Source organism: Duganella lactea, assembly GCF_009857505.1.
GTDB classification, from domain to species: domain Bacteria; phylum Pseudomonadota; class Gammaproteobacteria; order Burkholderiales; family Burkholderiaceae_D; genus Rugamonas; species Rugamonas lactea.
Genome location: NZ_WWCP01000039.1, coordinates 1 through 25,308 on the forward strand (window position 1 = coordinate 1; position 25,308 = coordinate 25,308).

The 25,308-nt window shown below is 65.2% G+C and carries 21 protein-coding genes and 1 pseudogene; 4 read left to right on the plus strand and 18 right to left on the minus strand.

What is annotated here, in order from left to right:
* Window positions 1-646 (minus strand): annotated as a pseudogene (locus GTP44_RS22665) (hypothetical protein); the annotation flags it as partial.
* Between the two features lie 184 nt (window positions 647-830).
* Window positions 831-2,171: a sigma-54 dependent transcriptional regulator gene (locus GTP44_RS22670; RefSeq protein WP_161021204.1), complete on the minus strand. Its 1,341-nt coding sequence runs from the start codon at window positions 2,169-2,171 to the stop codon at window positions 831-833.
* Between the two features lie 142 nt (window positions 2,172-2,313).
* Here GTP44_RS22670 and GTP44_RS22675 point away from each other — a divergent pair, with 142 nt between their 5' ends.
* Window positions 2,314-2,931 (plus strand): 1-acyl-sn-glycerol-3-phosphate acyltransferase, encoded by a 618-nt coding sequence (locus GTP44_RS22675; RefSeq protein ID WP_160989745.1) that lies wholly within the window; start codon window positions 2,314-2,316, stop codon window positions 2,929-2,931.
* 6 nt (window positions 2,932-2,937) lie between these two features.
* Here GTP44_RS22675 and GTP44_RS22680 read toward each other — a convergent pair whose 3' ends face one another.
* Genes GTP44_RS22680 through GTP44_RS22720 form a run of 9 tightly spaced genes read right to left on the minus strand, consistent with a single transcriptional unit; the run spans window position 2,938 to window position 8,919 of the window.
* Complete coding sequence (locus GTP44_RS22680) at window positions 2,938-3,486, minus strand: HupE/UreJ family protein (RefSeq protein ID WP_161021205.1); 549 nt, start codon at window positions 3,484-3,486, stop codon at window positions 2,938-2,940.
* Window positions 3,487-3,496: 10 nt separating this feature from the next.
* The gene (ureG, locus tag GTP44_RS22685) at window positions 3,497-4,111 is read right to left on the minus strand and encodes an urease accessory protein UreG (RefSeq protein ID WP_160989743.1); all 615 of its coding nucleotides are present in this window, start codon (window positions 4,109-4,111) and stop codon (window positions 3,497-3,499) included.
* Between the two features lie 9 nt (window positions 4,112-4,120).
* Entirely contained in the window at window positions 4,121-4,801 is a 681-nt protein-coding gene (locus tag GTP44_RS22690) for an urease accessory protein UreF (RefSeq protein WP_161021206.1), read from the minus strand.
* Window positions 4,802-5,323 carry an urease accessory protein UreE gene (gene ureE / locus GTP44_RS22695; RefSeq protein ID WP_161021207.1) on the minus strand — a complete coding sequence of 174 codons (522 nt, stop codon included), beginning with the start codon at window positions 5,321-5,323 and terminating at the stop codon, window positions 4,802-4,804.
* 36 nt (window positions 5,324-5,359) lie between these two features.
* Window positions 5,360-7,060, minus strand: coding sequence for an urease subunit alpha (gene ureC / locus GTP44_RS22700; protein WP_161021208.1), 1,701 nt, complete (start codon window positions 7,058-7,060; stop codon window positions 5,360-5,362).
* 1 nt (window position 7,061) lies between these two features.
* A complete protein-coding gene (locus GTP44_RS22705; protein WP_160989740.1) occupies window positions 7,062-7,370 on the minus strand; it encodes an urease subunit beta in 309 nt (102 codons plus the stop codon).
* A gap of 11 nt (window positions 7,371-7,381) precedes the next feature.
* Entirely contained in the window at window positions 7,382-7,684 is a 303-nt protein-coding gene (locus GTP44_RS22710; protein ID WP_160989739.1) for an urease subunit gamma, read from the minus strand.
* A 15-nt stretch (window positions 7,685-7,699) separates the two neighbouring features.
* Window positions 7,700-8,569, minus strand: a complete 870-nt coding sequence (locus tag GTP44_RS22715) for an urease accessory protein UreD (RefSeq protein ID WP_161021209.1) — start codon at window positions 8,567-8,569, stop codon at window positions 7,700-7,702.
* 14 nt (window positions 8,570-8,583) lie between these two features.
* Complete coding sequence (locus GTP44_RS22720; protein ID WP_161021210.1) at window positions 8,584-8,919, minus strand: hypothetical protein; 336 nt, start codon at window positions 8,917-8,919, stop codon at window positions 8,584-8,586.
* On the opposite strand from GTP44_RS22720, the gene GTP44_RS22725 reads away from it, so the two are divergent.
* Window positions 8,903-9,412, plus strand: a complete 510-nt coding sequence (locus GTP44_RS22725; protein ID WP_161021211.1) for a Csu type fimbrial protein — start codon at window positions 8,903-8,905, stop codon at window positions 9,410-9,412. The two genes, GTP44_RS22720 and GTP44_RS22725, sit on opposite strands and share 17 nt — an antisense overlap.
* A gap of 242 nt (window positions 9,413-9,654) precedes the next feature.
* Window positions 9,655-10,548 carry an NAD-dependent epimerase/dehydratase family protein gene (locus tag GTP44_RS22730; protein ID WP_161021212.1) on the plus strand — a complete coding sequence of 298 codons (894 nt, stop codon included), beginning with the start codon at window positions 9,655-9,657 and terminating at the stop codon, window positions 10,546-10,548.
* 5 nt (window positions 10,549-10,553) lie between these two features.
* Here the strand turns inward: GTP44_RS22730 and GTP44_RS22735 are convergent, their stop codons facing one another.
* The 7 genes from GTP44_RS22735 to GTP44_RS22765 all read right to left on the minus strand — a co-directional run bounded on the left by GTP44_RS22735 (window position 10,554) and on the right by GTP44_RS22765 (window position 24,303).
* Complete coding sequence (locus tag GTP44_RS22735) at window positions 10,554-11,864, minus strand: DUF945 family protein (RefSeq protein WP_161021213.1); 1,311 nt, start codon at window positions 11,862-11,864, stop codon at window positions 10,554-10,556.
* Between the two features lie 7 nt (window positions 11,865-11,871).
* Complete coding sequence (locus GTP44_RS22740; protein ID WP_161021214.1) at window positions 11,872-13,650, minus strand: DUF885 domain-containing protein; 1,779 nt, start codon at window positions 13,648-13,650, stop codon at window positions 11,872-11,874.
* Window positions 13,651-13,672: 22 nt separating this feature from the next.
* The gene (locus tag GTP44_RS22745) at window positions 13,673-15,856 is read right to left on the minus strand and encodes a two-component system response regulator (RefSeq protein WP_161021215.1); all 2,184 of its coding nucleotides are present in this window, start codon (window positions 15,854-15,856) and stop codon (window positions 13,673-13,675) included.
* Between the two features lie 56 nt (window positions 15,857-15,912).
* A complete protein-coding gene (locus GTP44_RS22750; RefSeq protein ID WP_229257039.1) occupies window positions 15,913-18,444 on the minus strand; it encodes an ATP-binding protein in 2,532 nt (843 codons plus the stop codon).
* Window positions 18,445-18,555: 111 nt separating this feature from the next.
* Complete coding sequence (locus tag GTP44_RS22755) at window positions 18,556-20,208, minus strand: SulP family inorganic anion transporter (protein WP_161021217.1); 1,653 nt, start codon at window positions 20,206-20,208, stop codon at window positions 18,556-18,558.
* Between the two features lie 98 nt (window positions 20,209-20,306).
* Window positions 20,307-22,634 carry a glycoside hydrolase family 95 protein gene (locus GTP44_RS22760; RefSeq protein WP_202424194.1) on the minus strand — a complete coding sequence of 776 codons (2,328 nt, stop codon included), beginning with the start codon at window positions 22,632-22,634 and terminating at the stop codon, window positions 20,307-20,309.
* A gap of 175 nt (window positions 22,635-22,809) precedes the next feature.
* The gene (locus GTP44_RS22765) at window positions 22,810-24,303 is read right to left on the minus strand and encodes a GGDEF domain-containing protein (protein WP_161021218.1); all 1,494 of its coding nucleotides are present in this window, start codon (window positions 24,301-24,303) and stop codon (window positions 22,810-22,812) included.
* Between the two features lie 163 nt (window positions 24,304-24,466).
* On the opposite strand from GTP44_RS22765, the gene GTP44_RS22770 reads away from it, so the two are divergent.
* Complete coding sequence (locus GTP44_RS22770) at window positions 24,467-25,306, plus strand: SDR family oxidoreductase (protein ID WP_161021219.1); 840 nt, start codon at window positions 24,467-24,469, stop codon at window positions 25,304-25,306.
* Window positions 25,307-25,308 lie beyond the last annotated feature (2 nt).

The following is a 25,308-nucleotide window of genomic DNA, read 5'->3' on the forward strand; positions in this document are numbered from 1 at the left end:
GGCCACGGTGGAGCAGATCGAAGTAATCAAGGGCGCGGCGGCGGCGCTGTACGGACGCGGCTTTGCCGGCGACCCGTTCACCTGCGTCGGCGAGCAGCCCGGCGCCACCCGCGCCGCCGCTACCACCGCTACTGCCGCCGGCATACGGCGAGCCATTGGACGCGCTGCCGTTGGTGGCGTAGCCGCCCGCTCCACCGCTGCCGCCGGCGCCGCTGCCGGACGAGCCGCCAACGCCGCCAACGCCGGTCGCATGACCGCCGGTGGCCGTGCCACCGGCGCCGCCCACACCGGCGCCACCGGTGCTGTTGCCGCTGTTGCTGGCGGCGTTGCCGATGTAGTCGACCCAGTTATCACGCACGGTGCCGGTCAGCGCGCTGTTGGCATTGGCGCTGGAGGTGTTGAACGCGTTGCTGAAGTTCGACGTCGCCGTGCCGCCGTTGTTGGCCGCCACGCCGGCCAGCGCGCTGGCGCTGGCGGCGCCGGTGCTGTTGTTATTGTTGTTCGCGGTGTGGGTGCTGCCGTCCAGCGAGGCGCTCGCCGTGTCGTTGGCGCTGACGCCAGCGCCGGTTTGCGAAACCGAGTTTTGCGCGTGAGCCTGCGCACCAAAGGCCAGCGCGATAGCCGCGCCGATCAGGATTTTTTTCATAATTGCTCCTACCTTGCAAAGAAAGTGAATGTAACCGGGGGCCGATCCTCCGGTCTCACTTCTTCCGCAAGCTTGGTGCCATGCGCGCCAAGCTATTGATCCGCAAGGCTTCCGCGCCGTGGCGCCGCCTGTCCTGCCGGCCGGCGCGACGCCCGCCGTCACGCCGCTGTGACAGCGCCACCGCTCATTCACTCTGGCCGTTGGTGTAACTGGCGCGCGACGCTCCATCGATGCCATGCTTGGCCAGCAGCCGGTAAAGCGTCATGCGCGATACGCCGAGGTCGCGCGCGGCCAGCGTGATGTTGCGGCCGGCGCGCAGCAGGCTGGCGTCGATGGCGTCGCGCTCGGCGCGGATGCGGGCGTCGTCCAGTTGCAGCGGCGCGCTGGCCGGCGCGGCCGACACCAGGCCCAGGTCGTGCGGCAGGATCAGGCGGCCCTCGGCCATCACCATGGCGCGCCGCACGCGGTTGATCAACTCGCGCACATTGCCGGGCCAGTCATGCTCGCGGATCGCCTGCGCGGCGCGGCCGCTGAAGCCTTTCACGCGCGGCGCGCGCTCGCTGGAGAACGTGCGGAAGAAATGCTCGGCCAGCGGCAGCAGGTCGTCCTTGCGTTCGCGCAGCGACGGCACATCCAGCGCCAGCACATTGAGGCGGTAGTACAGGTCTTCGCGAAAGACGCCGCGCCGCACCGCCTGCGCCAGGTCGACGTGCGAGGCGGCGATGACGCGCGCGTCGACCGCGATGCTGCGCGTGCCACCCACGCGGTAGATGGTGTGTTCCTGCAGGAAGCGCAGCAGGTTGGCCTGCAACTCCATCGGCAGGTCGCCGATTTCATCGAGGAAGATCGAGCCGCCCTGCGCGCTTTCGATCAGGCCGCGCTTGTCGCGCGCCGCGCCGGTAAAGGCGCCGCGTTCGTGGCCGAATAACTCGGACTGGATCAGTTGCGCCGGAATCGCGCCGCAGTTGATCGGCACAAACGGCCCCTTGCGGCGCGGCGACTGCGCGTGCACCGCCTGCGCCGCCAGCTCCTTGCCGCTGCCGCTCTCGCCCCAGATCAGCACCGGCGCGCTGGCCGCCGCCACCTTGACGATCTGCCGCCGCAAGCGCGTGATGGCGGCGCTCTGGCCGGTGAGCGTGACCTCGTCGCCGCCCTGCGGCGGCGCCGGCCCGGCACGCAGCGCGGCCATGCCGAGCGCGTGGCCCACGGCCTGCCGCAGCCGCTGATGATCGAGCGGCCAGGTGTGGTAGTCGTCACAGTGATCGCGCAGCAACTGGCACCACGCCGGCTGTTCCAGCAGCGACGGCGGCATCACGGCGATCCAGTGCGGGGCAAAATGATCGAGCAGCAAGGCGTTGAGATCGGCGCAGCTGTCGGTGTCCCGCACCAGCAGCAGGCCGACGGCGCAGGCGTGCGCCTTTAAATGACGGCACGCCTCGGCCAGTCTCTCCGTCCGCACCACCTGCCAGTGCGCCGGCAAGCCCGGCTCGCCGACGCCCACGCAGAGTATCGATTTCGTCGTCATGCTCGTTGGACGGGAAATGATGAGGAAAGTTCAAAGCTTGCCCCACCGCCAAGGCCAATATAGAATGCGCGCAGCTTTTTTGACCAGCTCGCTACAAGGCTGTCAATAGTGCAAATTATATAAGACCACAGGGTATAGTGAGATGACTGATGACGAACTGAAGCCGGCGGCGCTGCCCACCTGGCGCCGGCGCCTGCCGCTACAGATATTGAATCTGTTCGGCTGGCGTTTCCTGTACCGCCCGCTGCCCGGCCCGCGCGGCATCGTGGTGGTGTATCCGCATACCTCGAACTGGGACTTCGTCATCGGTCTGATGTGCAAATGGGCGATGCACCTGCCGTTCCGCTGGCTGGCCAAGGACTCGCTGTTCAAATCGCCGCTGGGCGGCTGGTTCCGGGCGATGGGGGGCGAGCCGGTCGACCGCAGCGCGCCGCAGGGCATGATCCGCTCGCAGGCCGAGCGCATGAACGCCGCCGACTGGTACTGGCTGGCCATCACGCCCGAAGCCTCGCGTGCCTATCGGCCCAACTGGAAGACCGGCTTCTACCATCTGGCGCTGGAAGCCGGGGTGCCACTGTGCCTGGTGTATATCGATTACCCGAACAAGACGCTGGGCATGGTCGACCATCTGCACCTGAGCGGCGACCAAGAGGCCGACATGGCCGCCATCCGCGCCATCTACGACGGCCACCACGGCCTGTATCCAAAAAACGAAGCGCCCATCGTGCTGCAGGAACGCCGCAGCGAAGAGCGCAACTAGGCGGTTTTACGCCGTCGCCGTCAGCATCACGCCGGTGGCGGCGATCGCCACACCGGACGCCTTCACCGCCAGCGCAGGGCTGACGCGGGCCAGCAGATTCCCGCCATACACCAGCAGCAGGCTGGCGGCCAGCAGGCCGCCGGCGCTGACCGCCTGCGGCAGTTCCTGACCATGCGCGTTACCGTGCAGGATGGCGAACACACTGACCATCACCGTGCCGGCGGCCGCCGGCAGCCGCGTGGCCGCCACCAGCAACACGCCCATCAACGCCACCGTCAATGCGATGCCAGTCTCCAGACCGGGAATGTGCAGTCCCAGCGCGCCGCTCGCCATGCCGATCAACAGCATGCCGATGAAGGTGGCCGGCAGCCATTGGGCGTTCGGCTGGCGCACGCTCCATGCGCCCACGGCCAGCATCGCCAGCAGATGATCCAGTCCGGTGAACGGGTGCATAAAGCCGGCCAGGAAGCCGTGCGTGTGCGCACTGTCGCCGGTGTGGGCGAAGGCGGCGCCGCTGGCGGCGGCCAGCGTCAATGCGGTGAGGGTCTTTTTCATGGTTGCTCCTTTACTGGTCCAGCAAGCCTTGTTGGCGGATGTAGTCGATGACGGCGCTGACGCCGTCGCCGCTGCGCAGATTGGTGAAGATGAACGGACGGCTGCCGCGCTGCTGTTTGGCGTCGCGCGCCATCACGTCCAAGTCCGCGCCGACGTGCGGCGCCAGGTCGGTCTTGTTGATGATCAGCAGATCGGAGCGGGTGATGCCGGGACCGCCCTTGCGCGGAATCTTCTCGCCGCCGGCGACGTCGATCACGTAGATGGTCAGGTCGGACAGCTCGGGACTGAAGGTGGCGGCCAGGTTGTCGCCGCCGGATTCCACCAGAATCAGGTCCAGGTTGGGGAAGTCGGCCTGCATGCGGGCGATGGCTTCGAGGTTGATCGAGGCGTCTTCGCGGATCGCCGTGTGCGGGCAGCCGCCGGTTTCCACGCCCATCAGGCGCTCGGCCGGCAACGCGTCGGCGCGCAGCAGGATCTCCATGTCCTCCTTGGTGTAGATGTCATTGGTGATGACGGCCATGTCGTAATGGTCGCGCATGCCCTTGCACAGCATTTCGCACAGGGCGGTCTTGCCCGAACCGACGGGGCCGCCGATGCCGACGCGGAGTGGATTGGATGGTGTCATAGTGCTCTTTCAGGATCGGTATAAACGGCTGTATTGAACTTCGTGCTGCATCGACAGCAGCGACAGGCCCGGCGCCCAGTTGCACATGTCGTCATCGCCGACGGTTTGCGCATGCCGGGCGGCGGCTTCGATCTCGGCGCGCAGCGACAGCAGCATGCGCTGGCCGGCCACCTGCCCCAGCGGCACCGACTTGACGCACACCAGCACCTGGTTCTCGGCCCAGGCGAACAGCATGGCCAGCAGCGCGGCGTGGTGCGGGATGTTCAACGCGGCGACGGCGCAGGCGAAGGCGGTGGGCAGCGCGACCTCGGTTTCGCCTTGCAGGTGGGCCAGCGTGTCGGCATCGGTAATGCCCAGCTCCGCGACCAGTTTGGTGAGCGAGTAGCCCATCTGGATGGTCTCGGCGCGGAATTCGCCGCTGTCGCGCGAGGCGATGAATCTTTCGTTCCAGTCGCTGACGGCGCGCCAGTCGCGGCGCGTCCAGGCGTGCATCAGGCGCCAGGCGATGGGCGCTTCCCACTGCGCCACCACCTCGTGCAGGTGGCGGATGATCCAGGCGCGCGCGGTATCGGCGTTGCGCACCTCGCCGCGCTCCAGCGCCGCTTCCAGCCCCTGCGAATAGCTGTACGCGCCGATCGGCAGCGCCGGACTGGCGAATTGCAGCAGATGGAGCAGCGCGGCAGCTTGCATTTACTTCGGATCGCCCGGACGGTGAATCTTCTGGCGCAGCGGGATAGGCGCCAGCGGACCCAGTCCGTGGTCGTGATGGTGTCCATGGCCGCCGCCGTAGGCGCCAGACTCCGGCTCGAACGCTGACAGCTGCTCCACCACCGTCGCGCCCAGGCCGGCCAGCATCTCCTTCAACACCGCATCGGCGCGGATGCGCAGGAAGCCGTCGCCCACCTGCGCCTGCGTGTGACGATTCCCGAGATGGAAGGCGCAGCGCAGCAGCGTGTGGGCATCGGCGCAGGTCACCTTGTAAGTCGGCTCCGGCGCGGCCACCACGCGAATCACGCGTTTGTCTTCACCGGTCAGCAGATCGCCATCGCGCAGCACCGTGCCACGCACGGTGAATACAGCGACCTCCTCGCCCGTATCCAAGGCCGCGCGCAGGCGGCACTTCTCGCGCAGTTCATAAGGCAGCACCAGTTGCGCGGCGACGTTGGCCGATACGGCATCGGCGTGCGCGACTTTAGTATGGAGTGTTAACATAATCGATAATCGATAATCTATAATCGGTCAGCAAAGTCAGAACAGGAAATAGCGCTGCGCCATCGGCAGCTTGACCGCGGCCTCGCAAACCAGCAATTCGCCATCGGCGCGCACTTCATAGGTTTCGGGATCGACATCCATCTTCGGCGCCAGGCCGTTATGGATCATGTCGGACTTGCGCAGCGTGCGCATGCCCTTCGCCACGATCAGCGTTTTATTCAACTTGAGCGCCTCGCCGATGCCGGCGTCATACGACGCCTGCGACACGAAGGTGAACGACTTCTTCAAGCCGCCGCCAAAGGCGCCGAACATCGGCCGGTAATGCACCGGCTGCGGCGTAGGAATCGATGCATTCGGATCGCCCATCAGCGCCGCCGCGATCATGCCGCCCTTGAGGATCGTCTGCGGCTTGACGCCGAAGAAGGCCGGCTTCCACAGCACCAGATCGGCGATCTTGCCCACCTCCACCGAACCCACCGCATGCGCGATGCCGTGCGTGATCGCCGGATTGATGGTGTACTTGGCGATGTAACGCTTGACGCGGAAGTTATCGTTGCGCGACGAATCCGGCGCCAGCGGCCCGCGCTGCTCCTTCATCTTGTGCGCCGTCTGCCAGGTGCGCATGATCACTTCGCCCACGCGGCCCATGGCCTGCGAATCGGACGACATCATCGAAATCGCGCCGATATCGTGCAGGATATCCTCGGCGGCGATGGTCTCGCGGCGGATGCGCGATTCGGCGAACGCCACGTCCTCGGTGATCGCCGCATCCAGGTGATGGCACACCATCAGCATGTCCAGATGCTCATCCAGCGTGTTGACCGTGAATGGCCGGGTGGGATTGGTCGACGACGGCAGCACATTGCCCTCGCCCACCGCCGCGATGATGTCCGGCGCGTGGCCGCCGCCCGCGCCTTCGGTGTGGAAGGTGTGGATGGTGCGGTCCTTGAACGCCGCCAGCGTGTCGGCCAGGTAGCCGCCCTCGTTGAGCGTATCGCTGTGGATGGCGACCTGGATATCCATCTTGTCGGCCACCGTCAGGCAATTGTCGATGGCGGCCGGCGTGCTGCCCCAGTCTTCGTGCAGCTTCAAGCCGATGGCGCCGGCGCGCACCTGCTCCTCCAGCGGTTCCGGCAAACTGACATTGCCCTTGCCGAGGAAGCCCAGATTCATCGGAAACGCGTCGGCCGCCTGCAGCATCGCGTGCAGATGCCAAGGCCCCGGCGTGCAGGTGGTGGCCGAGGTGCCGGCCGACGGCCCGGTACCGCCGCCGATCATGGTCGTCACGCCGCTCATCAGCGCTTCCTCGATCTGCTGCGGGCAGATGAAGTGGATGTGCGTGTCGACGCCGCCGGCGGTGACGATCATGCCCTCGCCGGCGATAATCTCGGTCGCGCCGCCGATCGCCATCGTCACATTCGGCTGGATGTCCGGGTTGCCGGCCTTGCCGATGCCGGCGATCACGCCGTTCTTCAAGCCGATATCCGCCTTGACGATGCCCCAGTGGTCGACAATCACCGCGTTGGTGATCACCGTATCCATCACGTCCGCCGCCACGCGCTGCGACTGGCCCATGCCGTCGCGGATCACCTTGCCGCCGCCGAACTTCACTTCTTCGCCGTAGGTCGCGTAGTCCTTCTCGATTTCGATAAACAGTTCAGTGTCCGCCAGGCGGATGCGGTCACCGGTGGTCGGGCCGAACATCTCCGCGTAGGCGCGGCGCGAGATGGTCACCATATCAGCTCAGTTTCCCCATGACTTTACCGTTGAAGCCATACACTTCCTGATCGCCATCGAGCCGCACCAGTTCCACGGTGCGCTGCTGGCCCGGCTCAAAGCGCACGGCGGTGCCGGCGGCGATATTCAGGCGCATGCCGTAAGCCTTCCAGCGCTCCAGCTTGAGCACCGAGTTGACTTCAAAAAAATGGAAATGCGAGCCAATCTGCACCGGACGGTCGCCCTGATTGGTGACCACCACGGTGGTGGTCTGGCGGCCCTCGTTCAGGCCGATCTCGCCCTCTTCAAGCTTGTATTCACCTGGGATCATGATGAACTCCTTTATGGGATGGGGTGGTGGACAGTCACAAGCTTGCTCCCATCGGGGAACGTCGCTTCGACCTGGATGTCAGGGATCATTTCGGGGATACCCTCCATGACGTCGGCGCGCGTGAGTATGCGCGTGCCGTCGGACATCAGTTCTGCGACAGTTTTGCCGTCGCGGGCGCCTTCCATGATGGCGCAGGTAATCAGCGCCACCGCTTCCGGGTAGTTCAACTTCAATCCGCGCGCCTTGCGGCGTTCCGCCACCAGGCCTGCGGTAAAAATCAACAACTTGTCTTTTTCGCGTGGCGTCAGGTCCATGTATTGTGTGCTCTTTCAGGTTTGCCAGATGCGCGGCGTGACCGCCTCGCGCTGCAACAGGTGCGGGCGCAGACGGCGCCAAACGGTCAGCATCAGGCGGCGCGCGGTTTCGCTGTCGTCGCCGAGATGGCGCGCCACCAGCACGCCCCTGGTGTGCGTGACGCCGAAAACATGCTCGCCATCGGCGGCGATGTCGGCGCGTATTTGAATCAATAACTCGTTCAACACGGCGGCGGGCAGCGGCTTGCCGGCCGCGATCAGCGTGGCGCAGACGGTGTGGCCGTTCAGCGCCAGCGGACTATCGAGGCGGCCGCCGACCATATCGCCCTGCTCCCACCAGATCAGCCGCCCTTCGCGGCGGATGCTGCTGCGCTGGCGGATGCGGCCCGCGTTGAACACCTCGCCCGAACCGCGCCGGCCCATGCACAGAATCTCGCAACCGAGGAAGGTGGCGCCGGCGGCCAGTTCCACATGCTGCTCCAGCACCACGTTAGCGGTATCAAAAAAGATCGTCTCTTGCGGCAGCCATTCCAGCGCGGCGTTTTCGTTGACATGCAGGTGTGCCGACTGGCGCGACACCTTGCCGTTCGCCCGGTACCACTTGGCCGCGCCGGGTGTGGTGATGAAGGCGTGCGCGTTGTCGCCCACGCCGATGTCGATTTCCAGCTGGTCACCGCCCACCACGCCGCCCGGCGGATGGACGATGATGGCCTGGCACACTCGCGGACCTTCCGCGTACAGCGCCTTCTGCACGCGCAACGGACCGTAGTGCATCTTGTCCAGCAGCCGTGTGGTGCCGGCGTCATCAACAAAGCCTAGCGTGAGGCCGGCCCGCCAGGCGCTGTGGCTGGCGGCAGGGTCACGCGATACGGTGCAGTCGGGCATGATGGCAAGAATGTTTAAATAATGTGCTGTCCTATGCAATCAGCATGCCAGCCAAACACCACGCCGTGCGCGCCACAACGCACCAACATATCGCATCGCGCACCATTGCGGTGCGAATTATCACGGTCAGAACGCTTTTTCTGCTGGCGCGTGGCGGCTGTTGTAAAAAAGTGCCGTACGGAAAATAAATTTGCCGATTTCCACGCTGTCAAAAGTACTGCCACATCCGGCAAAAGCAGCGTTTGATTTGTTGAGTAATACTGGACTTCATTGGAGTTCGGAAACAAAAGTTGTTCAGAACGCGCCAACAACCAACCTCGACAGGAGAACATCATGAGAAGCAAAACCATCACCCGTGCCGCACTCGTCGCCGCTTTCGGCGCCGCCATGGTGCCGATGCTGAGCGGCGCAATCACCACCAAAACCCAGACCTTCGACGTCACCCTGAAAATCATCGCCGACTGCATCATCGCCACCAGCACGCTGGACTTCGGCCAGTCGCAGGGGGTACTGGCGACCGCCGTCAACCAGACCAGCCAGTTGCAGGTAACGTGCACCAACACCACGCCCTACAATATCGGTCTGAACGCCGGCACCGGCACCGGCTCCACCATCGGCGCGCGCGTCATGAGCGGCACCGGCGCCAACACCAGCACTGTCGCCTACAACCTGTACCAGACCGCCGGCGCCACCAACTGGGGTAACACGCCAGGCAGCGACACCAAATCCGGCACCGGCACCGGCAGCCTGCAAACCCTGACCGTGTATGGCACGATTCCAGCGCAATCCACGCCGCAGCCGGACACGTACAAATCGACCATCACCGCCACCGTTTATTTCTAAGCCTTACACCTCTTCCGCCGCCAGCCCCATAAGCAGCTGACGACGCGACCAGCAGTCCCTCCGGCGCCCAAGCCCGCGCTAAAGTTTCCCCTCATATTTTAAGTACCGCCCTGCCCCGAGCCACACCGTTTACTTCTGATTATTGAAGCCGGCGCAAGGGAGCTTTGCTCCGTGACCTATTGGCACGCGTTCGTCGCGTCCCCATACTGTCTGCATCAGAAACAGACATCAAGGAGCAGGACATGAAAGTATTCGTCACCGGTGCGGCCGGTTTTATCGGCGGCTCGATCGCCGCTGGTCTGGTCAAGGCCGGCCATGAAGTTGTTGGCCTGGTGCGCCAACCAGAACAACTGGAAGAAGTGAAGAAGATCGGCGTGACCGGCATACTCGGCGCGCTGGATGATCGTGCACTGCTGAGCGCGCAGGCACGCGCGGCCAACGCCGTCATCAACGCCGCCAGCAGCGACAACCGCGCGGCGGTCGAAGCGCTGATCGAGGGACTGGCCGGTTCGGGCAAGGTGTTGCTGCACACCAGCGGATCGAGCATCGTCGGCGACGCCTCGGGCGGCGCAGGCACGGACCAGATCTACCACGAAGATCAGCTTCCCGAACCCACCGCCGACAAGGCCGCCCGCGTGGCGATCGACAACCTGGTGCTGGACGCCGCCAACCACGGCGTGCGCTCGGCGGTGCTGTGCAATACGCTGATCTACGGCCACGGCGCGCTGCCGCGCGACTCGGTGCAGCTGCCACGGCTGCTGAAGCAGGCGCGCAAGAGCGGCATCGTCCGCCACGTCGGCCCCGGCCGCAATATCTGGTCGAATGTGCACATTGACGATGTGGTGGATTTGTACCTGCTGGCGCTGGACAAGACCGACGCCGGCGCCTTCTATTTCGTCGAAAGCGGCGAGGCGTCGTTCCGCGACATGAGCGGCGCGATCGCCACAGCCCTGGGCCTGGGCGAGCCGCAGGACTGGCCGCTGGAACAGGCCAAAGAAGCATGGGGCGACGAAATGGCTTCCTATGGCCTGGGTTCGAACAGCCGCGTGCGCGGCGCCCGCGCCCGCAAGCTGGGCTGGCAACCACACCGCCCGCCGGTGCTGGAGTGGATCGCCAACGACATGCTGACCGCGTAAGCTGACTACTCGGCAGCCGGTTCCGGCTGCCTTTCCGGTGCGATTGGCGGCTGCGCCGCCGGCGGCAGCACTTTGCGGCTGAAGGTTTTCATGTGGGCCGCCGCATCGATCTCCTTACCATTGACAATCAGCTTGCTGTCCCTGATTTCGATGGTCGAGCGCAGCACCTGCTTGTCCAGCACGGCGTAACCGTCGCTGACGGCCTTGCCGATCAGCTGTTCGGCATCCGGCGCGGCGGCGCCCCCGTCCTTGGAGGCGAACACGCGCGCAAGGTCTTTCACCAGCGCCACCGGCACGCGCACTTCAAAGCGCGCCACCATTTTCTTGGCCCACAAGGCAACATTGCTGAAGTCCGCCTCGACTAACTTCTGGAAGCCGATACTGCCTTTGATCGAAGCCGTATTCCCGCGATAGGAAGCGCTGATATCGTCAATCACCAGCGTGGCGCCGGCGGCCATGGCGCGCTTGCCGAAGTCGGTCATCAGCCCGGTCAGCGCCTTGGTCTGCGCTGCCTGCGACAGATGGCTGTTTTGCTGCGCGCGCATGCCCTTGTCCAGATCGGCCAAGGCCTTGGCCGGCAGGTTCGTCAGGCGGAACGCGACATTGGTGCGTTCGATTTTTTCATTGCCAAACACAATCGCATCGACCGTGGTGCGCGATGCCATTTCCGCCATCGCGCCGCGCCGTGTCACATCCGAGCGCAAGGTAATGCCGTCCAGCCGCACGATCTCCTTGCTGTCGCCTTCGGCCCGCATGGCGCGCGCGGTGACGACGCCGATTTTGACCACTGCGTCGCCATACGCCACACCGTCCGCGCCACGCCGCTGCTTGCCGCTGAAACCCATGTTGACCACGCTGAACGAGCTGCCCGGCGCCGTCACCAGCAGCGACGGCCACGAACCGGTGCTGGTGACGGCGCTGCCGGCCCTGTCGGTGGTGAAGTTGGCCACCGCCTCAGTCCAGCTGAACTCGGTGCCGTTGGCCTGCTTGTAACTGTGCGCCGCCATCTTGCCGACATAATCGACCTGGCCTTTGGCGCTGCCGGACACGCGCTCCAGCGGGAATGGGCGCTCGGTGCCGAAGAGCCGCTTCAGCCTGGGGCGCAACTCGGGCGAGAACGCGAATTTGGCGTAATTGTCGAGCTGCCTGGTGAAGTTGGGCTCGTCCGGCAAGGCCTTCAGTTCGCTGACCAACTGCGCCAGCACGGGGCCGAACTCGCCGGCGGGTTCGGGCGGCCTCGGTTTGACGGGGTTGGCGACGGCAGGCATGGCCAGCAGCGCGCCGGCCATGGCGGCGGCGAGTAAGGTCTTATTCATTTCCATCTCACTCCAGGTCAGGATACGGGCTTTTGCCGCCTTCGGCGATGAACTGGTCGATGCGCGCCTCCAGCACCGGCAGCGGCACCGAGCCCAGTTGCAACACGGTGTCGTGGAAATTGCGGATGTCGAATTTCTGCCCCAGCGCCTGTTCGGCTTTCTTGCGCGCCTTGAGGATGCTCATCTCGCCCAGATAGTAGGACAGCGCCTGGCCCGGCCACGAAATGTAGCGGTCCACCTCGGTTTCGATCTCGTGCGTGGACAGCGCGGTGTTCTCGCTCAGGTAGTCCTGCGCCTGCTTGCGGGTCCAGCCCTTGCTGTGGATGCCGGTGTCGACCACCAGACGCGACGCGCGCCAGGCCTGATAACTCAGCATGCCGAAGGTTTCATACGGTGTTTCGTACATGCCCATCTCGGCGCCCAGACGCTCGGTGTACAACGCCCAGCCCTCGCCGTAGGCGGAAATGTAGGCGTTGCGGAACGGCGGACGGCCCTTCTGCTCCATCGCGATCGGCATCTGGAAAGCGTGGCCCGGCGCCGATTCGTGCAGTGTCAGCGCCGGCATGCTGTACAGCGCGCGCGACGGCAGGTTGTAGGTGTTGACCAGGTAGACGCCCGGACCGCCACGGCCCGAGGTGTAGAACGGCGCCTGGTCATCCGGCACCGGAATGATGGCGAAGCGGCGGCGCGGCAGATAGCCGAAGTATTTCGAGACCTTGCCGTCGAACTTCTTGGCCACCCAGGCGGAGCGCATCAGCAGCTCTTCCGGGGTTTTGGCGTAGAACTGCGGATCGGTGCGCAGGAATCGCAGGAAGGCCGGCATATCGCCCTGGAATTTCACCTGCTTCATCACGTCCAGCATCTCGGTGCGGATCTTGGCCATTTCCTCCAGGCCGATATTGTGGATCTGGTCCGCCGTCAGCGAGGTGGTGGTGAATTCGACGATCTTCGACTGGTAGTAGGCTTTGCCATCCGGCAGACTCTCGGCCGCCAGTTCTTCGCGCGCGGCCGGCACATACTCTTCGCGCATGAACTTCAGCAGCGACTGGTGGGCCGGGATCACCGAGGTGGCGATCACTTTGGCCGCCTGCGCACGCAGCTCTTCCTTCAGCGCGTCCGGCATCGAGGCCGGCATGTCCTTGAACGGCGCGTAGAACACCGTGTCCTGCGGGGTTTTCGCATCGGTCACGGAGGTGATCGATGCATCGCGCCCCACCAGCGTGATCTTCGGCGGCGTGAAGCCACGCGCCATGCCGGCACGCATATTGACGATTTCGTCGTTAAAGTAGCGCGGCGTGTCGGCCAGTTGCTTGAGGTAGGCGCGGTACTCCTTTTCCTTGCTCATCGGACGGCGCGCGGTGTAGGTCATATTGGACCAGAAGGCGGTGTCGGCGTTCAGCGGCTTTTCGTATTCCTTGAACTGCTGCGCGGCGATGAAGGCGGCGATCTGCGACTTGTACACCTGGTAGTTGATGCGCTCCGGCGCCGACAGGCGGGATTCCTTGATGCCGTCCAGCTTCTTCATCACGCCCTGCCAATAGACCAGGCGCTTGTTCTGGGTGGCGGCGTCGATTTGCGGCAGCGAGGTCGATATACCGCTGTCGTCATCGTCCTCACCGTCCTCCTGTTTCTGGCTGGTGCGCCATTTCCATTCCTGCGTGTAGACCGCCTTCAACTGCGCATCCGACGGACCGGGCTTGGCCGCCGCCGGGGTGGCGGCGTGCGCCGCGCTTAAACACAACAACAGGCATGCGCCGGCGATGGCGGTGTTGAACTTCTTTTCCATAACGCTCCAGAGGACAGGTTGATTACATATCTAACAAGTTGCGGCCTTCCCGCACCAGCGCGGCAAAGCCTTCGGCATTCAGCGGACGGCTGTAGTAGTAGCCCTGCATCTCGTCGCACCCGCGATCGGTCAGGAATTGCACCTGTTCGCGCGTCTCCACGCCTTCCGCTATGACCCGCATATTCAAATTGTGTGCCAGCGAGATGACCGACAGCGCGATCGCCGCATCGGCGCTGTTGGTGGTCACATCGTCAACGAAGGATTTGTCGATTTTGAGCACGTCGATCGGGAAGCGTTTCAGGTAACTGAGGCTGGAATAGCCGGTGCCAAAGTCGTCCAGTGAGATGCCAACGCCAATGTCCTTCAGGCGGCGCAGCGCCGCCACCGCCTTGTCCGGATCGCCCATCACTGTGCCTTCGGTGATCTCCAGGCCCAGATATTCAGGCGCCACGCCGAATTTGCGCAGCGTCGCTTCCACATAGGGCACGGTGGCGTCGTTGGCGAACTGCCCCGCCGCCAGGTTGACCGCCACCTTGATTTTGCCCAGCCCCTGGTCCTGCCACACCTTCATTTGCGCGCACACGCTCTCCAGCACCCACTCGCCGATGCTGTTGACCAGGCCATATTCCTCGGCCAGCGGGATGAAGCGGTTGGGCGGCACTTTGCCCAGCACTGCACTATTCCAGCGCAGCAGCGCCTCAGCACCGACCACGGCGCCCGTTTTCAGGCATACCTGCGGCTGATAATGGACCTCGAACTCCGCGCGCGCGATGGCCCCGCGCAGCTGGCTCTGAATCGCCAGCTTGTCGCGGATTTCGGCGTCCATACGTTCGGTGAAGATGGCGTAGTTGTCACGGCCGATTTCCTTGGCGCGGAACAGCGCCGTGTCGGCGTTGCGCACCAGTTCATCGAAGCTGTCGCCGTCACTCAGGCTGACGGCGATGCCGATGCTCGACGTGACGGTGATCTGCCGGCCATCGATCATCAGCTCCTTGCGCAAGCCAGCCAGGATGTTCTGCGCCAGCGCCATGGTGGCGCTCAATTGCGGATCGTCGGCGACGATGATCTGAAACTCGTCGCCGCCCTGGCGCGTCACGGTGTCGCCCTCGCGCACGGTCTCGCTCAGGTAACGGGAGACCACTTGCAGCGCCTTGTCGCCCATGTCGTGGCCATACGAGTCGTTGATGCTCTTGAAGCGGTCCAGGTCCAGGCACATGACGGCCACGCAGCGGCCCTCGCGGCTGGCGGCGCTAAGCGTCTGCGCAAAGCGCTGGCGCGCCAGCAGCCGGTTCGGCAGGCCGGTCAGGGCGTCGTGGTTGGACAGGAAATCGATCAGGTGCTGCTCGGCCTTGCGTTCCGTGATGTCCATGAACACGGCCACGTGGTTCATCACATGGCCGCTCTCGTCGCGCACCACCGAGGCGCTGAGCAGGCCCGGATAGATGTCGCCGTTCTTGCGGCGCGCCATGATCTCGCCCGACCAGTGGCCGGTCTTCATCACCGACTGCAGCATGGCGTCGAGGGCACTGGCGTCGTGGGCGCCGGCGTGCAGCATGCCGATGCTCTGCGCCAGTACCTCGGCGGCGCTGTAGCCGGAAATCTGCGTGAAGGCGGGGTTGGTGGCGACGATGCGCCCCGTGCGGTCGGTGACGACGATGGCGTCCTGGGTCGCCTCGAACACCTTGCTGGCCAGGCGCAGGAATTCCTCGTTGGCGCGGCGCTGCTCGACTTCCTTCGCCAGTTCGGCGGTGCGTTCGGCCACGCGTTGTTCCAGCAACGCGCGTTCATCGGCCAGCGCCTTCTGCGCGCGCCCCAGGCGCACATGGGCGTCGGTGCGGGCCAGGATTTCCTCGGTCTGGAACGGCTTGGCGATGAAGTCCACCGCGCCAAGCGCGAAGCCGCGCACCTTGTCGTCGGTGTCGTGCTGGGCGGACAGGAAGATCACCGGCACCTGGCACAGCGCCGGCGTGGCCTTCAGCCGGCGGCACACCTCAAAGCCGTCGATGCCGGGCATGCGGATGTCCAGCAGGATCAGCTCCGGCGGCCGCGATTGCGCGGTCCACAGGGCCAGCTCGCCGTTGGGGGCCTGACGCACATAGTAGCCGGCCTCCGTCAGCAGGTCGCTCAGCAGCTTGAGCGAGGCCGGCGTGTCTTCCACGATCAGCACTTCGCCCTTGGTGTGTTGTTCCGACAAATCCCGGTGCATGTAAAAATCTCTCGCCAAGTCAACTACTCTGGATTGCGTCCACTATCATATACCGCTCAGGCCAGAGGCTCCAGTTCATTCCCCGCCTGGTCCAGCAAAGCGCACAATTGCGGATACTGATGCAACTGCACCAGATGCCCGATGCCGGCCACCACGTCGGCCAGCGCCGGCGGCAACGGCTCCAGCAACGCCGCCACGCGCGCCAGATTCAGCTCCTGCAGGGCGGTCTTCAATTCGGCGCGCAGCGCCGGCACCAGTCGCCGCAGATCGCGGCTTGCCAGCGGCGCCGGCGCCATCTGGCGCGCGGCCATGCGGTGACGACGCACGAATTGCAGGTTCAGTTGCTGCTCCAGCACCGCGTACAACTGCTCCTGCTCGACCGGCTTGCGCATGAACTCATCGGCGCCGGCGGCCAATGCGTCCTCGCGCTCCTCGGCGAAAGCCGACGCGGTCAGCATCACGATGGCCGGCTGCGGGCCGTCCCGGTTGGCGCGGATCTGACGCGTGGCGCCGATGCCATCCAGCCCCGGCATGCGCCAGTCCATGAACACCAGGTCCGGCAGCCACACTTCAATCATGGCCAGCGCCTGCAAGCCATCGCCGACCACCGCCACATCAAAGCCGAGTGGCTTGAGCAGGCTTTCCATCAGCGCGCCGCTATCGGCATTGTCGTCCGCCACCAGCACGCGGCGCTGCTGCTGCGGCGCCAGTGGGCTGACTTCATCGCGGCGCACGGCGGGCGCCTCATCCGCCACCTGCGCCATCACGGCGAAGAAGAAGGTGGCGCCCTTGCCCGGCGCCGATTGCAGCGCCAGCGTGCCGCCCATCAGCTGCACGAACTCGCGCGAGATGGTCAGGCCCAGACCCGTCCCCTCCTTCGCGCCCGGCCCGTCGGCCTGGATGAACGGCTCGAACACGCGCGCCTGATCCTCTTCCTTCATGCCGGGACCATTGTCGATGACGGCAAACGCCAGCTCGCACTGGCTGCCGCGCGAAAGGCCGCGCACCTTCAGCGTGACCTTGCCCTGCGCGGCGAATTTGACCGCGTTGGACATCAGGTTCAACAGCACCTGACGCAGCTTGGTGCCGTCCACCCGCGCACTGGCCGGCAGGCCGACGCTGTCCAGCACCAGCTCCACGTTGTTCTGCATCGCGCGCATGCTGACCATGTCCATCACTTCCTGCAGCATGTCGTTCAGGTTGACCACTTCCGTTTGCAGCACGACGCGGCCGGCCTCGATCTTGGACAATTCGAGAATATCGTTGATCAACGTGAGCAGGTGCTGGCCGGAGCGGTGGATGATGGCCAGGTTGCGCTTCTCCTCCGGCAGCATGTTCTTCGAATCGGCCATCAGGCGCGAGAAACCGATGACGGAATTGAGCGGCGTGCGCAACTCGTGGCTCATATTGGCCAGGAAGGTCGACTTGGCGTGGTTGGCCGTCTGCGCCTGGCGCACCGCCACCGACAGCGCGTTGGTGCGCTCGGCAACCAGTTCCTCCAGATGGATGCGGTGGCGGCGCAGCTCCTGCTCCGCCACGCGGCTGGCGGTGACGTCGTAGTTGACGCCGACCATGCGCATGGCGTGGCCGTCGCTGTCGCGGAAGGTCATGCCATCGGCCTTTATGTAATGGACCGAGCCGTCCGGCCAGATCAGGCGATACTCGACGTCGAATTCGGCGGTGCCGTTGAGCGCCTGCTGCAACAGCATGCTGGTCGGCACGGCGTCGTCCGGGTGCACCATGCCGCGCCAGGCCTCGAACGGGTTATCCAGCTTGCGTCCCTCCATGCCATGCAGGCGGTACATCTGTTCGTCCCACACCATCTGGCCGCTGACGATGTTCCAGTCCCAGATGCCGATCGCCGCCGCGCTGGAGGCGATCTGCAGGCGCTCCTCGCTGGCGTGCATGGCCACGTAGCGACTTTCCATCAGCCGCACCATCTCGCGGATGGAGGCGTTCAGCGTTTTGAGTTCGCCGGTGTACCAGTCGCGCGGCGGCGAGGCGCCCGGATTCTGGCCGGCCTTCACACTGGCCGCATAGCGTTCGATATTGGTCAGCGGCTTGAAGATCAGTTGCCACAGCAGCAGGTAGAGGCTGAGCACCAGCGTCACGTCCAGCACGAAAATCAGGCCAGCGATGGTGTACAGGCGCTGGCGCAGTTGCTCGACCAGCAGTGCCGGCGAGGCGTAAACGGTGATGGTGCCGATATGCTGGCCAAGCGCCACAATCGGCCGCTGCTCGGCCAGCAGCTCGGGGTCGGACGGCAGGCGGTCGGCCAGCACCAATTGCGCCTGCGCGTTCCGGACCAGGATGAAAGGACGATTGCCGGCCAGCGGCGTCACCGCGCTGGCGTACAGGTCGCGGTTGCTCAACCCGCTTTTCATGATGGTGACGATTTGCGTCTCGTCGAAATTCCAGGCCGGCAGCGCCACGGCGACGGCCAGTTCATCGGCGCTGCTGGCCAGCGTGGTGCGCAGTTGCTCCCAGCGCTGCGCCCGTTCCAGCTGATAGAAATACAGGGCGAACGTGGTCAGAACCAGAGTTACGACGGCGGTCAACGTCACACTGACGAAGACTGCGATAGACATTTTTCCTGCACGGCGGGCAAGTCGGGCCAACATCGGAAACCATTATGGGGGTTGATCTGAACTGTTACCACTCAGATCATAGGTTCAAAATGCAAGCAAGTCCATGACTATTTATAGTAAGGCAACATCCTTTGTTTGGTGCAATTGATCTGAGGCATTTGCAGTGCTCAAAAACAGCGTGCCGTTCAATTGCCGCAACAGGCTGCTGTGGCGCAGCCGGTCCATGACCGGGCCCTTGACCTCGGCCAGATGCAGGCCGATGCCGCGCTGTTTCAGGCTCTGGTTCAGTTCCGACAGCGCCAGCAGCGCGGTGGTGTCGATCGAGTTGACCGCCGACATCACCAGCACCAGGTCGTGCGCGCTGCGGTGGGTGGCCAGTTCGCACTCGATACGCTCGTTGATCGCCTCCACGTTGCCGAAGAACAGATTGGCGTCGATGCGCAACATCAGCACCTCCGGCCGGGTTTCGGCCGGATAACGCTCGATGTTGCGGAAATGCTCGGTGCCGGCGATGCGGCCGAGCACCGCGATGTGCGGCCGGCTGGCGCGCCAGATCAGCGTGCCCATCGACAGCGCCACGCCAATGACCACGCCCGCCTCCACGCCCAGCACCAGCACGCCGAGGCAGGTGGCGGCCCAGGCCAGCGCGTCGCCGCGGTCATAGTCCCAGGCGGTGCGCAGGATGTCCAGTTCCAGCATGCCCAGCACGGCGACGATGATGGTGGCGGCCAGCACCGGCATCGGCAGCAGCGACAGCCAGCCAGTCGGCAGCAGCAGCGCGCAAGCCAACAGCGCGGCGGTGATCAGGCTGGCCAGCGGCGTGTTGGCGCCTGCCGCGAAATTGACGGCGGAACGAGACAGGCTGCCGGTCACCGGAAAGCCGCCGGACAGCGCGCTGGCCACATTGGCGGCGCCCAGCCCCATCAGTTCGTGATTGCTGACCAGCTTTTCGTTGCGCTTTTGCGCCAGCGCCTGGGCGCCGGACATCGACAGCAGAAACACCATGAAGCCGATCAGCAAGCCCGGTTGCAGCAAGGCGCCCCAGTGCTGGCTGGAGGTCGCCAGGTTCAGGTGCGGCAGGCCGGCCGCCACCGCGCCGGTGGTGCGCACGCCCATACCGGCCAGGCTGGTGAGGGACATCAGCGCGATGCCGCCCACCACCACCGCCATCGGCGCCAGCTTGGCGCCGATATCGGCCACCACCGGCGGCAAGCCGCAGCGCTTAAGCCATCCGGCCAGATACTGGCGCGCCAGCACCAGCAGCAGCAGCGAACCGACGCCCAGCGCCGCGCTGGGCGTGTGCGGATGCGGCGGCGCCGCGCCCAGCAGCGTCGGCAATTGGTCGTAGGCGATGACGAGGGCCGAGCCGACGGTGAAGCCGCTCATCACCGGACGCGAGAAGAAATTGGCCAGGAAGCCCATGCGCAGCAGGCCGCACAGCAGCAGCACCGCGCCGGACACCAGCGCCAGCTGCGCCGCCAGCACGCCGGCCAGCGCCGAGCCGGCCGGCGCCAGCGGGCCGATGACGGCGGCGGTCATCAGCGAAATGATGGCCATCGGGCCGACCGACTGGGTCATGCTGCTACCGAACAGCGCGTAGACGATGGGCGGCAGGATGCTGGCGTAAATGCCCACCACCGGCGACAGTCCCGCCACAATCGCATAGGCCATGCCTTGGGGGATCATCATCATCGCCACCACCAGCCCGGCGCTGATGTCGCCGGGAAGCTGGTCGCGCCGGTAGTGTTTCAGCCATTGCAGCATTGTTGTTCCAGAGGTACAGAAAGGCGGTAGTTTATCCCAAATACGTTTACCGAATTAACTTATCCGAAAAACACATAAGGAAAGCACACCGCCAGCCGTCACATTGTGGCGCGTCCCCGGGCATCGAGCGTCAGCTCGGTCAGACGGTCGGCGTAGCGGACCTTGATCTTGTGGCCAGGCTTGCCGCGCACCAGCAACTGGCGCAGTTTGCCCTCTGACCAGTCGAGGTCCAGCTCGACGCCGCCGCGAGCGCGGACGCCGCGCACGGCGCCCTCCGGCCACGCTTGCGGCAGCGCCGCCAGCAGGTGGATTTCGCCGCCCCACGACTGCACCAGCATTTCCAGAATCGCCGCCGCGCCGCCGAAGTTGCCATCAATCTGGAACGGCGGGTGCGCGTCGAACATGTTCGGGTACGTGCGTTCGGGGCCGAGCAGGCCTTGTAGAATGCTGTGGGCGCGATCGCCCTCGCCCATGCGCGTCCACAGCGCCAGCCGCCAGGCGGTGGCCCAGCCGGTCGATTTGTCGCCGCGCGTGTTGAGCGTAACCTTGGCGGCGGCGATCAGCGCCGGCGTGTCGCGCACGTTGATTTGCGCGCTCGGGTAGACCGCGTACAGGTGCGAGACGTGACGGTGATTCTGCTCCGGCGCGCCGACGTCCCAGTCTTCCAGCCACTCCTGCAACTGCCCTTGCGCGCCGATGCGGTCGGCCGGCAGGCGCGCGCGCCTGGCTTCCAGTTCGGCGGCGAAGGCGGCGTCGGTCTCGCCCAGCAGCGCGTGGGCTTGCTGCGCCCAGCCGAACAGGTCGCGCAGGATCTGGCGGTCCATCGCCGGCCCGGCGCAGGTTGCCACGCCTTTGTGATGCATGTTCTCCGGCGAGATCGACGGCGACGTCACCAGCCCCCGGCCCTGCGGGTCCTCGACCAGCGTGTCGACGAAGAACAGCGACGCGCCTTTGAGCAGCGGATAGATGCGCCGCAGGTAGGCGGCATCCGGGTGGTAGTCGTAGTGGTCCCACAGGGCCTGGCACAGCCACGCGCCGCCGCAAGGCCACATGCCCCACAGCGGCCCGTCGATCGGCGCGGCCGCGCGCCACAGGTCCGTGTTGTGATGCGCCATCCAGCCGCGCGCGCCGTAGCTTTCGCGGGCGGTCACGGCGCCGGTCACGCTCAGGTCCTCCACCATGCGCAGCAGCGGTTCGACGCACTCGCCGATGTTGGCCGATTCGGCCGGCCAGTAATTCATCTGCGTGTTGATGTTGATGGTGTACTTGCCGCCCCACGGTGGATTGACGCCTTCGTTCCACAGGCCTTGCAGATTGGCCGGCTGGCTGCCCGGCCGCGACGACGACAGCAGCAGATAACGGCCGTACTGCACGTACAGCGCGGCCAGTCCGGCATCCGGCTGCTGCTCGGCGACAGCGATACGCTGGTCGGTCGGGCGCGGATCGGCGACGCCGGAACCCAGCCGCAGCGACAGGCGACGGAACAGCATCTGGTGCGCATGCACATGCGCGCTGCGTAGGCGCGCATAAGGTTTGGCGGCGGCCGCCGCCGTCTGCGCACGCACCACCTGCACCGGATCGCCGCTGACATCGGCGTAGCTGACATAGCTGGTGGCGGCGGCCACCAGCAGCGTCACGGTGGTCGCGCCGCGCACCTCGATGCGGTCCTGGCGCGGCGTGATCGTGCCGTCGCCCAGGGCCTGCACGCGCACCGCGTAGCGCAAGGCGGAAGGGATGCCCTCGGCGGACTCGTTGCGGCCCTCGATCAGCAGCGCGTCGGCGCCATCGGGCTTCACCGACAGACCGGACGGGCGTTCGTCGGCGCGCAGCGGCTCGCGGTAGTCCCAGGACATGTTCGCCGTGGCGCCATCGGCGCCATACCTGGCTTTCATCGGGTGGCGGTAGCCAAGATCAAAATTGAGCGTGCCATTGGTGGCGGTCAGGCGGATCGCGACCACCTGATCCGGCACGCTGGCGAACACCTCGCGCTTGTACTGTGTTTTGCCGTCGCTGAAACGGGTGGCAGCGATGGCCGTGTCCAGGTCCAGCCAGCGGCGGTAGGCGGTGCCGGCGCCCACGCCCTGAAAATCCAGCAGCAGGTCGCCGGCGGCGCCGTAAGGCATCTGCTGTTTCGGCACGCCCATCATGGACGACGAAATCAGCTCGGCGGCCTCGGCGAACTTCGCCTGGTCGATCAGCGCCCGCACCTGCGGCAGCGCCGCCAGCGAACGCGGATTATTCGGATCATACGGACCGCCGGCAAACAGCGTGTCCTCATTGAGCTGGATGCGCTCCTGCGCGATGCGCCCGAAGCTCATGGCGCCAAGCCGGCCATTCCCGACCGGCAGCGCCTCGACCCACTGCGCCGCCACCTGCTGGTACCACAGCGATAAACTCTCCTGCGCGCCGCGCGTGGTGGCCTGCACGGCAGCCCGTGCCAAACCGGGAAAGGCCGCAGCCAGTCCCGCCGTTATCATAAAACCGCGTCGTGTCGTCTCCATGGGCCCTATTCTGCGCGAAGCCGGGCGACTTCTCAATTACGAAATTCACCAAGTCTGGCGCGAAATTGTACCTCCCGCGTCAGCGTTCATGCTAGGTATTTCAGAGCTGCGCCAGTTCGATGCAGTTGCGGCCGGCGCGCTTGGCGCGGTGCAGCGCCGTGTCGAGGCGAGTCAGCACCGACGCGCCGACTTCCTCCGGCCCCACCTGCGCCACACCCAGGCTGACGCTGACCGTGGCGCCATGGCCATGGCCGGCCAACGGCAGATCGGCGTCGCTGATCGCGGCGCGCAGCTTTTCCGCCAGCCGCAGCGCCTCGTTGCAGGTGGTGTGGGTCGCCACGATCAGGAACTCGTCGCCGCGCATGCGCGCCAGCGTGTCCGAGGTGCGCAGGCTGCCGGCGACCATTTCCACGATCTTGCGCAGCGCCCCCTCGCCCACCGCCGATCCATACAAATCGTTGGTCGAGTCGAAGCTGCCGACACCCAGCGACAGCACCGCCAGCGGCAGGCCATAGCGGCGCGCGCGGCGGATTTCGTTGTCCAGCGCGTCCTCGCCGGCGCGGCGGTTGGCGGCGCCGGTGGCCGCGTCCACGGTGCTTATCTGCGCCAACTGCCCGCACAACGCGTCGTTCTGGTGCCGCAACTCGCTCATGCACAGCGCATAGCTGATAAATTGCGCCATGCTGGCGAAGCACGCGAACTGCTCGCGCGAGAAGGCGATGTGGCGGTCAAACATCAGGCACACGGCGCCCATCTCCGGGCCGCCTGCCTCGGCGCGCAGCGGCAGCGCCAGCACCATGCGCACGTTACGGTCGTGCAGCGCCATCGCCAGCTCCGGATCGCCGGCCTTCTCCGGCGCGTCCAGCAGCACCATCTCGCCGCGCGAAGCGGCCATCAGCGGCGGAAAGAAGTCGCGCAGCGGCGATTGCAGCAGCCGGTCGCCTCGCCGCAGCAAGCGCGCCAGATCCAGATGATTGCGCGCCTCCTGCGCCACCAGTTGCAGATCGCCGCGCGCTTTCATGTGCAGCAAGGCGGTGTGACGCACACCGGGGAAGTTACACAGCGCCAGGCAGATTTTCGACGCCATCACCGACACCACGTCGATGCCGGCCAGCGCGCGCTGCAGGCTGCGTTGCACGGCCAGCAGATCGCGCAATTCCTTTTCCTTGTCCAGCAGATGCCGCTGCGCGACCGCGCCCGGATCGTCCGACTCGGCCAGAGCCTGGCGCACCGCGTGCTGCAACTCGTGGTCCAGCATCGGGCAGAGGCGATAGTCGAAAGGGCCATAGGCCATCAGCTCGGGCAACCACGCACTGTGCTCGTAAGCGCACAACAGCAGGACGCGTGCGCCGGCCCGGCCGCGTATCAGCGGGCCGAGGCCCGTCAGGTTATTCAGATGCTCAAAACCGTTCAGGTCCAGAATCAGCAGATCGGCCTCGCGCGTGGCGAGGGCGGTCATGGTGGCGTCTACATGCTCGCACAGCGCCAGTTGGGAAAACATCTGACCGCAACAGGCCTGGAATTCGGCGCGGCGCTCGGCACTGGGATTGTAAAAGACCCCCGTGCTGATCGCCCGGCTGTAAACGTCCGACATAATAGTACTCCCTAGCAATAATTGTTTTATTTTGGCGTCTGCCGTTAGTGTGCCACAAAGTATCTAATTAGCAATCTTTTTGCAATATTTATATGTGTGTCCGCGCACGGTCATGGCGGCGCACGCGTCCAATACTGTTCGCTCAGGACTCAGGGAGGACGCCATGACACAATCGGAAAACAAGGCCGACCAGGGGTCGGCCAGCCTGCAGCGCGACATTCAGCAGCGCCAGGACCAGATGGATCAGCAAGGCCCGCGCGCCAGCACCCGCGGCAAAAACAGCGAGGCGGTGCAGACCAGCGATCATCCGTATCCCGCCACGCCCATGCCGGCGCAACACCTCGACAAACCGGGGCTGGAAGCGCAGATGCGGCAGAAACCGGAATTTCTCGCCCCTGACTACTGCGGCAGCGGCAAGCTGGCCGGCATGGCGGCGCTGATCACCGGTGGCGATTCCGGCATCGGCCGCGCGGTGGCGCATCAGGCGCATGAGCGTTTTGGCCGGCTGGATATCCTGGTCAACAATGCCGCCTTCCAGGAACACGCCGACAAGCTGACCAACCTGACCGAAGAGCGCTTCGACCTGACCATGAAGACCAATGTGTACGGCTACTTCCATATGGCCAAGGTGGTGCTGCCGTATCTGCGGCGCGGCGCGTCGATCATTAATACCGGTTCGGTCACCGGGCTGCAAGGTTCCGGGCATCTGCTGGACTACTCCACCACCAAGGGGGCGATTCACGCCTTCACCAAGTCCCTGGCGTCGAACCTGCTGGATCAGGGCATCCGGGTCAACGCGGTGGCGCCGGGACCGGTGTGGACGCCGTTGAATCCCGCCGATGCGTCGCCGGAAAAAATCACCCGCTTCGGCGCGGACACGGATATGAAGCGCCCTGCCCAGCCGCAGGAGCTGTCGCCATCGTATGTGTTTCTGGCCGCGCCTTGCTGCGCCAGCTATATCACCGGCATTGTGCTGCCGGTGACCGGTTCGGTGGGCGGCTGAGC